This window comes from Micromonospora sp. WMMA1976, assembly GCF_027497335.1.
Classification (GTDB): domain Bacteria; phylum Actinomycetota; class Actinomycetes; order Mycobacteriales; family Micromonosporaceae; genus Micromonospora; species Micromonospora aurantiaca.
In genome coordinates this window covers 5,644,908-5,658,742 of the sequence record NZ_CP114912.1, presented here as the reverse complement: position 1 = coordinate 5,658,742, position 13,835 = coordinate 5,644,908, and the positions used below count along the sequence as shown (strand labels likewise).

Here is a 13,835-nt window from a genome sequence, read left to right as displayed (position 1 = left end):
ATCAACGCGCCCGAGGGAGACCTCGTCAGGGCTCGCCGAGAGGGGCGGGTGGCGGGCGGGGGGGGCAGGGGCGGCGCGGGTTAGCGGGGGGCCACGGCGGGCCAGGGGAGCGTCAGGTAGCCGTGGCGCCACGTGCGCGGGGTGTCCTGGATCGGCCAGCCTGACTCCTTCACCGCCTCGACCGTCCGCAGCCAGCGCTGCCGGGGGCCGAACGGGGCGTAACCGGCGGCCGAGCGCCACGCCTGCTCCAGCGCCTCGATCAGGTCGTGGACGCGTTCACCCGGCACGTTGCGGTGGATCAGGGCCTTCGGCAGCCGCTCGGCGAGCGTGGCCGGGCTCTCCAGCGTGGTGAGCTTCGCCGACAGGGTGAGGGTGCGCGGGCCGGTGGCGTCGAGCAGCACCCAGGAGCCGAGCCGGCCCAGCTCGTCGCAGGTGCCCTCGACCAGCAGTCCGCCCGGCGCGAGCCGCCCGGTGACGGTACGCCAGGCGTCGGCCACCTCGCTCTCGTCGTACTGGCGGAGGACGTTGAACGCCCGTACCAGCGCGGGACGCAGCCCGGCCAGTTCGAAGCCGCCCCTGGCGAACGTCAGCCCGGGCGGGTCGGCGGCGGGCAGGGCGGCGGCGACGCGTACCGGATCGATCTCCAGGCCGACCACCCGCACGTCGGCGCGGACCCCGGCGGCCAGCCGGGCGCGCAGCTCGACGGGGGTGACCGGGGTGGCGCCGTAGCCGAGGTCGACCACGAGCGGGTCGGCGGCGGCGCGCAGCGCGTCGCCGCAGGTCTCGACGATCCAGTTGTCCACCCGCCGGAGCCGGTTGGGGTTCGTCGTGCCCCGGGTGGCCACGCCGAGCGGACGCTCCATTAGGACGTCCGGTGCACCTTGTGCTGCGCGGCCTGGGCCAGCGGGCGGACCACGAGCTGGTCGATGTTGACGTGGTGCGGGCGGGTCGCGCACCAGGCGACGCAGTCGGCGACGTCGTCGGCCACCAGCGGTTCGGCGACTCCGGCGTAGACCGCCTCGGCCCGGTCGGTGTCACCGCCGAAGCGGACCAGGCCGAACTCCACGGTCTTCACCATGCCGGGGTCGATCTCGATCACCCGGACCGGGCGCCCGCACAGTTCCAGCCGGAGCGTGCCGGCGATCGCGGTCTGCGCGTGCTTGGCGGCCGTGTAGCCGCCGCCGCCCTCGTAGACCACGTGCCCGGCGGTGGAGCTGACGATCACGACCGTGCCGGCGCCGGAGCGCTCCAGCGCCGGGAGCAGCGCCTTGGTGACGCGCAGCGTGCCGAGCACGTTGACGTCGTACATCCATTGCCAGTCGCCCACGTCGGCGGTCTCGACCGGGTCCAGGCCGCGGGCGCCGCCGGCGTTGTTCACCAGCAGCGTTACCGGCCCGGGGGCGGCCTCGGCGGCGGCGGCCAGTCCGGCCACCGACTCGTCCGAGGTCACGTCGCAGGCCACCGCTGTCGCCGCGCCGCCGGCCGACTCGATCTGGGCGACCAGCGCGGCCAGCCGGTCGGTACGCCGGGCGGCGGCCAGCACGTGGAATCCCTCGGCGGCGAGCCGGCGGGCGGTGGCCGCGCCGATCCCGCTGGACGCCCCGGTGACGATGGCGACTGAAGTCATCCGGACATTGTCTCCCGTCGCCGGGCCGGTCGGCGGGATGAGGTCCGTCACGCCCGGGACCCGGCGGAAAGCATTTCCGTACCCCGATGGGGAAGATGACATCCGGCACACGGGTTGACCGAGAAGCGCCGGTCGTGCGGGACGGCATCAACCGTGACAGAGGGAGCGGACGTGGCGGATTTGCACACCGGTGTCGGTCGTCAGCGAGGTGCCCTTCCGTGGCCGCGGCCCCGCCGTATCGCCACCCTGTCGGTGCACACGTCGCCGCTGCACCAGCCCGGCACCGGTGACGCGGGCGGCATGAACGTCTACATCCTGGAGGTGGCCCGGCGGCTGGCCGAGGCCGACGTCGAGGTGGAGATCTTCACCCGGGCCACCGCCGGTGACCTGCCCCCGGTGGTCGAGGTGGCGCCCGGCGTGTCCGTCCGGCACGTCACCGCCGGGCCGCTGGAGGGGCTGACCAAGGAGGAACTGCCGGGTCAGCTCTGCGCCTTCACCGCGGGGGTGCTGCGGGCCGAGGCGGCCCGTCCGCCCGGCCACTACGACCTGATCCACTCGCACTACTGGCTCTCCGGCCAGGTCGGCTGGCTGGCCAAGGAGCGCTGGGGCGTACCGCTGGTGCACACCGCGCACACCCTCGCGAAGGTCAAGAACGCGCGCCTGGCCGCCGGGGACCGTCCCGAGCCGAAGGCCCGGGTGATCGGTGAGGAGCAGGTGGTCACCGAGGCGGACCGGCTGGTCGCCAACACCCGGGTCGAGGCCCGCGACCTGCTCGACCGGTACGCGGCCGAGCCGGACCGGGTGGCGATCGTGGAACCCGGCGTCGACCTGGACCGGTTCCGTCCCGCCGCGGGCGACCGGGACGCCGCGACCCGGGCCGCGCGCCGCCGGCTCGGCCTGCCGACCGACGGTTACGTGGTCGCGTTCGTCGGCCGGATCCAGCCGCTGAAGGCGCCGGACGTGCTGGTGCGCGCCGCCGCCGCGCTGCGTGAACGGGATCCGGCGCTGGCCGACGAGCTGACCGTGGTGATCTGCGGCGGGCCCAGCGGCAGCGGCCTGGACCGGCCCACCGCCCTGATCGAGTTGGCGCACGCGCTCGGCATCGCCGACCGGGTGCGTTTCCTCCCGCCGCAGACCGGCGCGGACCTGCCCGCCCTCTACCGCGCCGCCGACCTGGTCGCGGTGCCGTCGCACAACGAGTCGTTCGGGCTGGTCGCGCTGGAGGCCCAGGCGTGCGGCACGCCGGTGCTGGCCGCCGCCGTGGGCGGCCTGGTGACGGCGGTACGCGACGGCGTCAGCGGCATGCTCATCGACGGGCACGACCCGGTCGACTGGGCCCGCGCGCTGGCCCGCCTGCTGCCCGATCCGGTACGCCGTGCCGCGCTGGGCCGCGGCGCCGAGCGGCACGCCCGGGACTTCTCCTGGCACCGCACCGCCTCCGGCCTGCTCGCGGTCTACGGGGAGGCGATCACCGAGCACCGGGCCCGGCTGGCGCGGCGGCTCGGCGAACCGGCCGCGCTGTGCTCCTGGTGATCTCCACCGGCCACCGGGCGGCCCCGGTACGCCGGTCGTAGAGTGGGTGCGATGAGCCGCACGAGTGAGGTCGCCGCGCTGATCGAGTCCGTCTGCGCGGAGCGCGAGCTGGAGTGGGAGTCCACCGGTGAGGCGTCGTACGCGGTGACGCTGCCCGGCACGCACAAGCTCAAGACGATCTGCAACCTGATCGTGGGTGAGCACGCGCTGCGGGTCGAGGCGTTCGTGATGCGCCAGCCGGACGAGCGCCGCGAGGAGCTGTGGGCGTGGCTGCTCCAGCGCAACGCCCGCATGTACGGCGTCTCGTTCTCCATCGACGCGGTCGGCGACGTCTACCTGACCGGGCGGGTCAACCTGGCCGGGGTGGACGCCGACGAGCTGGACCGGCTGCTCGGTTCGGTGCTGACGTACGCGGACGAGTCGTTCGACAGCATGCTGGAGATCGGGTTCGGCACCGCCATCCGCCGGGAGTGGGAGTGGCGGGTCAAGCGCGGCGAGTCGACAGCGAACCTGGCCGCGTTCGCGCACCTCTTCGAGCCTTCCGCCGCTGCCGGATCGTCCGCCGGAGGTTCGGAGCCCTCCTGACGGGTATGCCGCCCCGCGCGGTGCGGAGCACTGGGACCCACCGCGGGCCGAGGACGGACTGTCGAGGAGCGTGTCCCATGGCTCAGCGCAACAGCTCAGGTCGCGGCACGACTGCGACCCGGACCAAGCGGCAAACCGGCAATCAGACGCCGAACACCCCGAGGGTGTCGGAGTCGGCGATCTCCCGGATGAAGGTCGACGACCTCCGCAGCCAGCTCAAGCGGCGCGGGGTCTCGGGGATCTCCGCGCTGCGGAAGCCGGAACTGGTGAAGACCCTGGCGCGGGCGATGCGCGGGGAGGGCGGCGCCGCCCGGCGGAGCACCGGCCCGGCCGGCCGGCCGTCGGCGACCCGCAAGAGCACCGCCGCGAAGAAGACCACTGCGGCGAAGCGGACCACGTCGGCCCGCCGGAGCGCCACGTCGCCGGCGAAGGCCGCGCCGGCCGCACGCGCCACCGGCGCCAGGGCCAAGGCGACGGGTACGCGCAAGGCGGTCCCCGCTCGCGCCAAGGCGACCTCGTCGCGGGCGAAGGCGATGCCGGCTCGGGCCAAGGCGGCTCCGGCTCGGGCGAAGGCGACCTCGTCGCGGGCGACGACATCGCGCGCGAAGGCAGCTCCGTCCCGCGCGAAGGCGGCACCCGGGCGCGCCACTGCCGCGTCACGGGCGAAGGCCGCGCCCGCTCGGGCGAAGGCAGCTCCGTCGAGGGGGAAGGCAGCTCCTTCGCGCGCCAAGGCGGCCCCGTCGCGGGCCAAGGCGGCGCCGGCTCGGAAGGCGTCGTCCGCCCGGGCCCAGGCGGCACCGACCCGTGGGCCGGCGTCCAGCCGGTCGATCGGATCGTCGCAGCTCATCACGTCGCTCGCAGACCGGCCGGAGCGTCCGGGCCGGAGCCTGGTCACCCGGAACCACGAGGTGATCCAGCGCTGGGCGCGGGCGCGGGGTGCGAAGCCCGCCACCATCGCCGGAACCGAGCGCGAGGGCCGGGCCGGGGTGCTGACGTTCAACATCCCCGGGTACCGGGAGAGCAGCCGGATCCGCGAGATCACCTGGGACGACTGGTTCCGCACGTTCGACCTGCGGCGGCTGAACCTGATCTACCAGGAGCAGATGCGGGACGGCCGGCAGAGCAACTTCTTCCGGACCGAGAACCCGAATCGCGAGGACGGCTGAGGTTTACGGGAATGGCCGACGGGAACGCCGTGTTTGCCATTCCAGGGACGACGACACGGAAAGCCGGTTTTCCGACACGGGTGCTGTGACGGGCAAGACAGCGTTCTGGGTTGAATCCGGAATCCGGGCGAACTAACTTTATTGCACCGCGTCACGCTTGTTTCCGTTCGGGGGAGCGGTGGATCGATCAGATCCGCGCAGGCGAGATGCGAAGATCGGGTGGAGCACGCCGTTGGGGGACGGTGCCACCCGTGGAACCGGCGGCGCGAGCGGGCGACGCTTACGGGGGTGAGTGTCGCCCGCCGCCGCCGGGCGTACGGTACGAGCGCCCATCTCGACGGGGGTCGGGGTGGGCGCTCTGCCGTTGTCTTCTCGAGCCCGTCAGCGGGCGGACGTCACCGGTTCCGCCGCCGCGGCCCGCAGCGCGGCCACCCGCCGCTCCCGGCGCGGCCCGGCGAGCAGGTGCCCGGCAGCGGCCAGCAGGCCGAGCGCGCCCACCACCAGCCAGTGCCGCGCGCCGAGGTGTTCCAGGCTGAGCCCGCCGAGTGCCGGCGCCACGAACGACGCGGCCGGGAACGTCAGGTAGAACACCGACTGGTAGCGGGCGCGCAGTTCGGGCGGCGCGAGGTCCGCGTTGATCTGTGCGTTCGGCGGCGCGGCGAGCATCTGCCCGACCGTCCAGACCACCGCCGCGCCGAGGTAGAGCGGCAGCCCGTCGGCCACCGTCAGCGCGCCGAACCCGAGCGCCATCAGGCCGGTGGAGACGGCCAGCACGCTCGACTTGCGGTACGGCTCGATGAGCCGGGGCACGAACAGCTGCCCGGCCACGATGAGCGCCCCGCCGAGCGCGACCACCAGCCCGTACGCCGACGGGCGCAGACCGTCCTCGCGCATCGCCAGCGGCATGATCGTGGAGGTCTGCATGGTCAGCACGGCCAGCAGGAACGTCAGCCCGACGAACACCAGGAACGTGCGGTCGGTGAGCGCGGTGTGCAGCCCGGGACGCCGTCCCACCACCGCCCGTGGCATGGGCGCGGGCCGCCGGGTGAGCGTCTCCGGCACCTTCAGCGCGATCACCACCGCCGCGGCCAGCGTGGCTCCGGCGTCGACCAGGAACAGCGCCGTGAAGCTCGCCTCGGCGAGGATGCCGGCCAGCAGCGAGGCCACCGCCATGCCCAGGTTGAACGCCCAGAACTGCAGGTTGAACGCGCGGGAGCGGCGCGCCTCGGGCACCACGTCCACGATGGCGGCCACGAATGCCGGGCTGGGCATCGAGTGTGCCACGCCGACCAGCGTGGCGAGTACGGCGATCGCCGCCAGGTGCGTGGTGAACGCCAGCGCCGTCATCAGGGCGGCGGCGGCCAGGTGGGCGGCGAGCAGCGTGGCCCGGCGTCCCCACCGGTCGGCCAGCACGCCGCCGAGCAGCGTGCCGGCCGCGCCGCCGATCCCGTACGCGCCGACCACCAGCCCGGCCAGCGACGGCGGGGCGCCCCGCGCAGCGGTCAGGTAGAGCGACAGGAACAGCAGCGCGAACGCGCCGGCCCGGTTGATCAGCAGGCCGGACCAGAGGTACCAGAACGTGGCCGGTAGTCCGCCGGCCGTGTCGTCCCACCAGCGCCGCAGGCCGTGCACCAGCCCTCCAGGAAGGTTTCCTTACCGATTCCGTCCCGTACGGTATCCACCCGCCTCGGGGCGGTCGCGTCGGGGCGTACTCAGGAACCGGCCCGGACCGGCGCGGCCGGTGCGGTCGCCGCGGCCTCGCCCGCCTCGGGCGCCGGGTAGGCGGTGGCGGTGACCGGCGTGACCGGCGTGCCCACGGCGCGCAGCGCGACAGCGCGGCGCTCCCGGGCCGGACCGGAGATCAGGTGGGCGACCGCCGCCACGACGCCGATGCCAGCGCAGCCGAGCCAGAGCGCGCTGTTGCCCGCGTGCTCGCGGACCAGGCCGCCGAGGATCGGCGCGGCGGCGCCGGCGAGCTGCCAGGACAGCGAGAAGACGCCCTGGTAGCGGCCGCGCAGCGCGGCCGGGGACAGCTCCGCGATCAGGGTGGCGTTGGACGGCGAGTTGAGCATCTCGCCGACGGTCCAGATCAGCACGGTCAGGCCGTAGAGCCAGACCGTGTCGGCGAACGCGGTGAGCCCGAACCCGGCGCCCATCACCAGCGCCGCGAGCGCCAGCACGTGCGAGCGGCTGCGGCCCTTGATGAGCCGGGGTACGAAAAGCTGGCCGACCACGATGAGCACGCCGTTCAGTGCGATCACCGAGCCGTACGTGGCCGGGCTGAGCCCGGAGTCGCCCATCGCGATCGGCAGCATCGAGATGTGCTGGAGGAACACCAGCGCGGCGAGCAGGTTCAGCGCGACGAAGCCGAGGAACACCCGGTCGGCGAGGATGGTGCGCAACGCGCCGGCGGGCGCCGCCATCCCCTTGACCGGGAGCGCGGTGACCGGGCCGCGGGTCTCGCCGACCTTGGCGAAGATGATCAGCGCGGTCACCAGTGTGGTGGTCGCGTTCACCAGGAACAACAGCAGGTAGCTGCCCTGGGCGGCGAAGCCGGCGAGCACGGCGGCGCAGGCGAAACCGAGGTTGATGGCCCAGTAGTTCAGCGAGAAGGCGCGCAGCCGGTCCTTGTCCGGCACCACGTCGACCATCATCGCGCCGAAGGCGGGGCGGGCCGCCTCGGCGAACGCGCCGAGCAGCAACGCGCCCACGGCGACCGCCCAGAGCGGGCGGGCGAAGCCGAGCGCGAGCATCATGCCCGCGGCGCCGACGTGCGCGACGAGCAGCGTGGGCCGCCGTCCCCAGCGGTCGGTCAGGGTGCCGCCGATGGTGGTGCCGACCGCGCCGCCGGCGCCCCAGAGGCCGATCACCAGTCCGGCCTGGGCGGCGGAGAAGCCGCGTTCCTGGGTCAGGTAGATGGCCAGGAAGATCAGGACGAACGAGCCGAGCCGGTTGATCAGCGTGCCGGCCCAGAGGTACCAGAACGTCCGTGGCAGGCCACCCGCCGTGTCCTGTAACCAGCCTCGCGCTGCCCGCATCCCGATGCCCCCGTGTGGTAATGACCGACCTCTTTAATGCGCCTTACAACCTAGTGCCGGGCCGGAGCCGTGGTCATCAGGTTTTCCACGTGGTGGTCGTCACCACAGGTCGCCGCGTGTCCGCCGGCGTCGTACGGCAGGATGATCGGCATGACTGCGAGCGAGGGGCCCACCGTCGGGACGCTGGTCCTGCTGCGGCACGGCGAGAGCGACTGGAACGCCAAGAACCTCTTCACCGGCTGGGTCGACGTCGACCTGACCACCAAGGGGGAGACCGAGGCGCGGCGCGGCGGCGAACTGCTGCGCGAGCACGACCTGCTGCCGGACGTGGTGCACACGAGCCTGATGCGCCGAGCCATCCGCACCGCCGAGCTGGCGCTGAACGCCGCCGACCGGCACTGGATCGCGGTGCGCCGGTCGTGGCGGCTCAACGAGCGCCACTACGGCGCCCTGCAGGGCAAGGACAAGAAGCAGACCCTCGACGAGTACGGCGAGGAGCAGTTCATGCTCTGGCGCCGCTCGTACGACACGCCGCCGCCTCCGATCGACGACGCGGACGAGTGGTCGCAGGTCGGCGACCCCCGGTACGCGCTGCTGCCGACCGAGCTGATGCCGCGCACCGAGTGCCTGAAGGACGTCGTCGAACGGATGCTGCCCTACTGGTACGACTCGATCGTGCCGGACATCCTGGCCGGCCGGACGGTGCTGGTGGCCGCGCACGGCAACTCGCTGCGCGCGCTGGTCAAGCATCTCGACCAGATCTCCGACGACGCGATCGCCAAGCTGAACATCCCCACCGGCATCCCGCTGCGCTACGACCTGGACGCCGACCTGCGTCCGCAGGTGCTCGGCGGGACGTACCTCGACCCGGAGGCGGCCAAGGCCGCCGCCGCCGCGGTCGCCAACCAGGGCCGCTGAGACGGCGTGGGCGGGGCCTCCCCCGAGGCGGCCCCGCCCACGGTTCTCAGCCGGACGTCGACCCGGTGATCAGGTAGACCACGTGCTCGCCCGCGTTCACCGCGTGGTCGGCGAAACGCTCGTAGAAGCGACCCAGCAGCGTCGCGTCGATCGCCGTCTCCACCCCGTACGGCCAGTCGTCGCCGAGCAGCACGCCGAACAGGCTCTTGTGCAGGTCGTCCATCGCGTCGTCGTCGCCGTCCAGCTCGGCGGCCATGTCGGCGTCCGGCTCGGCCAGCACCGAGCCGATCTTCTCGGCCATCCGGTCGGCGATCCCGGCCATGTCGGTGAAGACCGGCCGCAGTTCCGCCGGCACCGCCGGGGACGGGTGCCGGCGCAACGCCGTCTTCGCCACGTGGTCGGCCAGGTCGCCCATCCGCTCCAGATCGGCTGCCACGTGCAACGCGGTGATCATCGCCCGCAGGTCGGAGGCCACCGGCGCCTGCCGGGCCAGCAGGTCACAGACCCGCTCCTCCACGTGCCGGTAGAGGTCGTCGATCTCGGCGTCCCGCGCGATCACCGTCTCGGCGGCCGTCCGGTCGGCGGTGAGCAGCGCCTTGGTGGCCTGCCGCATGGCCGCGCGTACCGCCTCGGCCATGTCCACCAGCAACTGGCTGACAATCTGCAGGTCGGCCCGGAACTCGTCGCGCATCGTCACTTCCTGGGTTCGGTGGCCGCCACCCCCGAGGGGTACGGCAGGAGCAGGTGCGCGCCCCACGCTAGGCCGAACGGTCGGCACCAGGGTGAACGCGGATGAACGACGCTGGGCCCGCAGGTGAACTTTGCCGAAAGCGAGAGTGGTTCGTCCCTTTGCGCCCGATACCCGGGTTAACAATGACCCTACGATCGCCGGGTGGAATGGGCGGTGGCCGTCGTGGTGGCCGGAGCGCTGGTGACCGGGCTGGTCGCCGGGGCGCTGCTGTCCGGACCCGTTGACGAATGGCGGCGCCGCCGGGCGTCGCGGGGCGGCGGGATCCTCCGTCGTGACGCAGGGAGGACGACGATTCCGGACGACCAGCAGGGGGGCCTACCCGGGCTCGGCCGCAAGACGATCGACTCGCTGCGCGCGGGCGTGGTGGTGCTCGGCCCGGACGACGTGCCGGTGCTGGTGAACCCGGCCGCCCGGGCGATGGGTCTGCTCCGTACCGGGGCGACACCCGGCTCGATCGCGGCGCACCCGTTGATCCGTACCCTCGCCGGGCAGGTCCGCCGCACGGGCGTGCGGCGCGAGATCGAGCTGGACCTGCCCCGGGGTCGCGACGGCGGCGGCGACAACCCGCTCGGCGTGCACCTGCGGGCGATGGGGCTGGGCTCCGGCTACATCTCGATCGAGGCGGTAGACGTCACCGAGTCGCACCGTCTCGCGCGGGTACGCCGGGACTTCGTCGCGAACGTCAGCCACGAGCTGAAGACGCCCATCGGCGCGCTGCAACTGCTCGCCGAGGCGCTCGTCGACGCCACCGAACCGGCCGCCGACGGCGCGCCCGACCTGTCCGAGGACCTCGTCGCCGCGCGGCGGTTCGCCGAGCGGATCCAGCACGAGTCGACCCGGCTCGGCCGCCTCGTGCAGGAACTGCTGGAACTGACCCGCCTCCAGGGCGCCGAACCGCAGCCCGCGCCCGAGCCGGTCTCGGTGGACTGGGTGCTCGCCGAGGTCGTCGACCGCACCCGCACCGCGGCCACCGCGCGCCGGGTGGAGATCGCCGTCGGCGGGCAGCGGGGCCTGACGGTGTACGGGAGTGACAGCCAGCTCGCCACCGCTGTGGCGAACCTGGTGGAGAACGCGATCAACTACTCCGGCGAGGACACCACGGTACGGGTGACTGTCACCGGCACCGAGGAACACGTCGAGATCGCCGTGGCAGACCAGGGCATCGGTATCGCACCGAACGAGGTCGACCGGATCTTCGAGCGCTTCTACCGGGCCGACCAGGCCCGCTCCCGGTCCACCGGCGGCACCGGCCTGGGCCTGGCCATCGTCAAACACATCGCCAGCAACCATGGCGGCCGGGTCGACGTGTCGAGCACCCTTGGTGGGGGGTCGACGTTCACTCTCCGGCTGCCCGCACGCCCCCCGGACGACCTGGAGACGACACTCGCCTCCGCTGGGATCGAGGCCGGCCCGGCCGAGCTCCGGCAGGTCTGACCACAGGAAAGGAAACACCCGTTGAGCCGCGTACTGGTGGTCGAGGACGAGGAGTCGTTCTCCGACGCCCTGTCCTACATGCTCCGCAAGGAGGGATTCGAGGTGTCCGTCGCCGCGACGGGCCCCGCCGCCCTCACCGAGTTCGACCGGACCGGCGCCGACATCGTGCTGCTCGACCTGATGCTGCCGGAGATGTCCGGCACCGAGGTCTGCCGGCAGCTCCGCCAGCGCTCGCACGTGCCGATCATCATGGTCACCGCGCGGGACAGCGAGATCGACAAGGTGGTCGGGCTGGAGATCGGCGCCGACGACTACGTGACCAAGCCGTACTCGCCGCGTGAACTGGTCGCCCGCATCCGGGCGGTGCTGCGCCGGCAGAGCGCCGAGTCGAACGAGACGGGCGCGCCGACGCTCGCCGCCGGCCCGGTCCGGATGGACATCGAACGGCACGTGGTGACAGTCGGCGGCGCCGGGGTGCAGCTCCCGCTCAAGGAGTTCGAGCTGCTGGAGCTGCTGCTGCGCAACGCCGGGCGGGTGCTCACCCGGGGCCAGTTGATCGACCGGGTCTGGGGCGCCGACTACGTGGGCGACACCAAGACGCTCGACGTGCACGTGAAGCGGCTGCGCTCCAAGATCGAGCCGGAGCCCTCCGCCCCGCGCTACATCGTCACGGTGCGAGGTCTGGGCTACAAGTTCGAGCCCTGATCCGCCCGGGCCGCGTTGGGCCCTTTGCGTCGATCTTGGAGTTGTGGCACCCAGGATGCCCGTTTCGCATCATTCGCGAGGTGCCACAACTCCAAGATCGCTGACCCCGGGGCTTCGGGGAGTTCTCGGCCCCGCCGGGACTCCTGACGCGCGATCTTGCACTTTGGTACCCCGTGAACCGCGCAATTGGGACGCCCGGAGGGCGGGAACTGCAAGATCGCGTGGCTCGTCGGCGGCCGCTGCGCCCCCGTCCGGCGCACGCCCTGCCCGGTCGCGTCGATCATGAACTTGGCGGCGTCTGGTGTCCGGTTTGTCGCCGCCAACCTCATGATCAACGCTGCGTCAGGGCCCCCGGGAATGATCCCGGTCGGCTGGTCGTTGAACACGGTTCCGACGACGTGAACCCGCCCGGTGGTGGCGTGAGCCGCCCGGGAATGATGCCGGGTGGTGGGTCGTTGGACATGCTTCCGGCGCCGCGTAGAGGCCCCGCCCCCGCGAGCAGCCGAGAGATCCCCCCGAAGACTTTTTGAGCGCCTGACGGTGCCCACGTATCCCGTCCCCCGGCGGGTGCGTCGACCCCCGAATGGAGCACTTGTGATGAACACGATTCTGCGTAAGAGCGTTCTGGGTATTGCTGGTCTGGCTTTCACCGGTGGCGTGTTCGCCGGTCCGGTCGCCGCCCACGCGGCCGACACCACCACCCATACCAAGCCGGTTGCGGCCACGGTGCAGGGTGACAAGCTGATCCCGCACGGCGTCCAGGGTGAGCAGTCGCGGATCGACCTGAACGACGAGCAGACCAAGAACGTGAAGGCGATCATCGCGGCGACGAAGAAGGCCGGTATGGACGAGCGTGCCGCGGTCGTGTCCATCGCCACCGCGTTGCAGGAGTCGAAGCTGGAGAACCTGGGCCACCTGGGTGACCGTAACGACCACGACTCGCAGGGCCTGTTCCAGCAGCGCCCGTCCTCCGGTTGGGGCACGGTGGAGCAGATCACCGATCCTGAGTACTCGACGACGGCGTTCCTGAAGGGTCTGAAGCAGGTCGACGGCTGGCAGGACATGCCGCTGACCAAGGCCGCCCAGACCGTCCAGGTCTCCGCTTACCCGGACCACTACGCCCAGTGGGAGCAGCAGGCCGCCGACCTCGTCGCCGAGCACTGGAACAGCTAAGACCAAGAACTGAAGGCCGGCACCCCAAGACGGGGGTGCCGGCCTTCACTCGCTTGCCGGGTGCGGCGCGATCTGACCCTGGCGCTGCCGGGCGGCGCAGAGTTCGGCCAGCTTCGCGTACGCGGGCGCGCCGATCAGCGCGGTCAGCTCCGGCCCGTACGAGACGTACATCGGCTCGGCGCCGACGTGCGCGTCGGTGGAGGACGTACACCACCAGTCGAGGTCGTGCCCGCCCGCGCCCCAGCCGCGCCTGTCGAACTCGGCCAGCGTGGAGATCAGCACCTTCGTGTTGTCCGGCCGCTTGTGCCACTCCTGGTCGCGGCGTACCGGCAACTGCCAGCAGACGTCCGGCTTGTACTCCAGCGGGTGCACCCCGTCGCGTAGCGCCTGGGCGTGCAGCGCGCAGCCGCCCCCACCGGCGAAGTCGGCGTCGTTGAGGAACACGCACGGGGCGTCCACGTCGCGGGTGGCGGTACGCCGGGCCGGCGTCTTGCCGTCGACTGTGTCGTTCTCGGTCCAGTTCTTGAACCCGCGCCGGAAGTGCTGCCACGTCTCCGGTGTCAGCCGCTTCACCGCGGCCCGGACGCGCTTCTCGTCGTCGGAGTCGGTGAAGAACGCGCCGTGCGAGCAGCACCCGTCGGCGGCCCGCCCGGCGATGATGCCGTGGCAGCCCTTGCCGAAGATGCACGTCCAGCTGGACAGCAGCCAGGTCAGGTCGGCGCGGACTACGTGCTTCGCGTCGGCCGGGTCGACGAACTCGATCCACTCCCGTGGGAAGTCCAGCCCGACCTCCCGGCTGCGCGGGTCCTCGGGGTCGTCCACCAGCACGTGAAGCTCGATCTGCCCTGTCACTCGGACCAGCGTACGCGCGGTGACCCCGCCCGGCCGCCGAGCCGACGAAACGT

Annotated in this window: 12 protein-coding genes and 1 pseudogene; 7 read left to right on the top strand and 6 right to left on the bottom strand. The window is 72.5% G+C overall.

The annotated features are described in order from the left end of the window. Positions 1-80: 80 nt before the first annotated feature. Positions 81-863 carry a class I SAM-dependent methyltransferase gene (locus O7546_RS26065; RefSeq protein ID WP_194801809.1) on the bottom strand — a complete coding sequence of 261 codons (783 nt, stop codon included), beginning with the start codon at positions 861-863 and terminating at the stop codon, positions 81-83. After that, complete coding sequence (locus O7546_RS26060) at positions 863-1,627, bottom strand: SDR family oxidoreductase (RefSeq protein ID WP_194801808.1); 765 nt, start codon at positions 1,625-1,627, stop codon at positions 863-865. Before O7546_RS26060 ends, O7546_RS26065 begins: the two co-directional genes overlap by 1 nt. 171 nt (positions 1,628-1,798) lie before the next feature. On the opposite strand from O7546_RS26060, the gene mshA reads away from it, so the two are divergent. The 3 genes and pseudogenes from mshA to O7546_RS30790 all read left to right on the top strand — a co-directional run. Continuing rightward, positions 1,799-3,160: a D-inositol-3-phosphate glycosyltransferase gene (mshA, locus tag O7546_RS26055; protein WP_135242198.1), complete on the top strand. Its 1,362-nt coding sequence runs from the start codon at positions 1,799-1,801 to the stop codon at positions 3,158-3,160. Between the two features lie 51 nt (positions 3,161-3,211). Further along, positions 3,212-3,745, top strand: coding sequence for a YbjN domain-containing protein (locus O7546_RS26050; protein ID WP_194801807.1), 534 nt, complete (start codon positions 3,212-3,214; stop codon positions 3,743-3,745). A 635-nt stretch (positions 3,746-4,380) separates the two neighbouring features. After that, positions 4,381-4,911: pseudogene (locus O7546_RS30790) on the top strand (hypothetical protein); the annotation flags it as partial. 381 nt (positions 4,912-5,292) lie between these two features. On the opposite strand, the gene O7546_RS26035 reads toward O7546_RS30790, so the two are convergent. Together O7546_RS26035 and O7546_RS26030 are read right to left on the bottom strand one after the other, a co-directional pair. After that, positions 5,293-6,543 carry an MFS transporter gene (locus tag O7546_RS26035; protein ID WP_269697718.1) on the bottom strand — a complete coding sequence of 417 codons (1,251 nt, stop codon included), beginning with the start codon at positions 6,541-6,543 and terminating at the stop codon, positions 5,293-5,295. 80 nt (positions 6,544-6,623) lie between these two features. After that, complete coding sequence (locus tag O7546_RS26030; RefSeq protein WP_194801804.1) at positions 6,624-7,949, bottom strand: MFS transporter; 1,326 nt, start codon at positions 7,947-7,949, stop codon at positions 6,624-6,626. Between the two features lie 150 nt (positions 7,950-8,099). Here O7546_RS26030 and O7546_RS26025 point away from each other — a divergent pair, with 150 nt between their 5' ends. Then, entirely contained in the window at positions 8,100-8,867 is a 768-nt protein-coding gene (locus O7546_RS26025) for a phosphoglyceromutase (protein ID WP_194801803.1), read from the top strand. A 46-nt stretch (positions 8,868-8,913) separates the two neighbouring features. On the opposite strand, the gene phoU is transcribed toward O7546_RS26025, so the two are convergent. After that, a complete protein-coding gene (gene phoU, locus O7546_RS26020; RefSeq protein WP_281600130.1) occupies positions 8,914-9,558 on the bottom strand; it encodes a phosphate signaling complex protein PhoU in 645 nt (214 codons plus the stop codon). Between the two features lie 321 nt (positions 9,559-9,879). Here phoU and O7546_RS26015 point away from each other — a divergent pair, with 321 nt between their 5' ends. The 3 genes from O7546_RS26015 to O7546_RS26005 all read left to right on the top strand — a co-directional run bounded on the left by O7546_RS26015 (position 9,880) and on the right by O7546_RS26005 (position 12,930). Further along, the gene (locus O7546_RS26015) at positions 9,880-11,052 is read left to right on the top strand and encodes an ATP-binding protein (RefSeq protein ID WP_269698164.1); all 1,173 of its coding nucleotides are present in this window, start codon (positions 9,880-9,882) and stop codon (positions 11,050-11,052) included. Positions 11,053-11,073: 21 nt separating this feature from the next. Continuing rightward, the gene (locus tag O7546_RS26010) at positions 11,074-11,757 is read left to right on the top strand and encodes a response regulator transcription factor (protein ID WP_030272198.1); all 684 of its coding nucleotides are present in this window, start codon (positions 11,074-11,076) and stop codon (positions 11,755-11,757) included. A 597-nt stretch (positions 11,758-12,354) separates the two neighbouring features. Next, entirely contained in the window at positions 12,355-12,930 is a 576-nt protein-coding gene (locus O7546_RS26005) for a hypothetical protein (RefSeq protein WP_281600129.1), read from the top strand. 45 nt (positions 12,931-12,975) lie between these two features. Here O7546_RS26005 and O7546_RS26000 read toward each other — a convergent pair whose 3' ends face one another. Continuing rightward, positions 12,976-13,782, bottom strand: coding sequence for a hypothetical protein (locus O7546_RS26000; RefSeq protein WP_194801531.1), 807 nt, complete (start codon positions 13,780-13,782; stop codon positions 12,976-12,978). Positions 13,783-13,835: the final 53 nt, after the last annotated feature.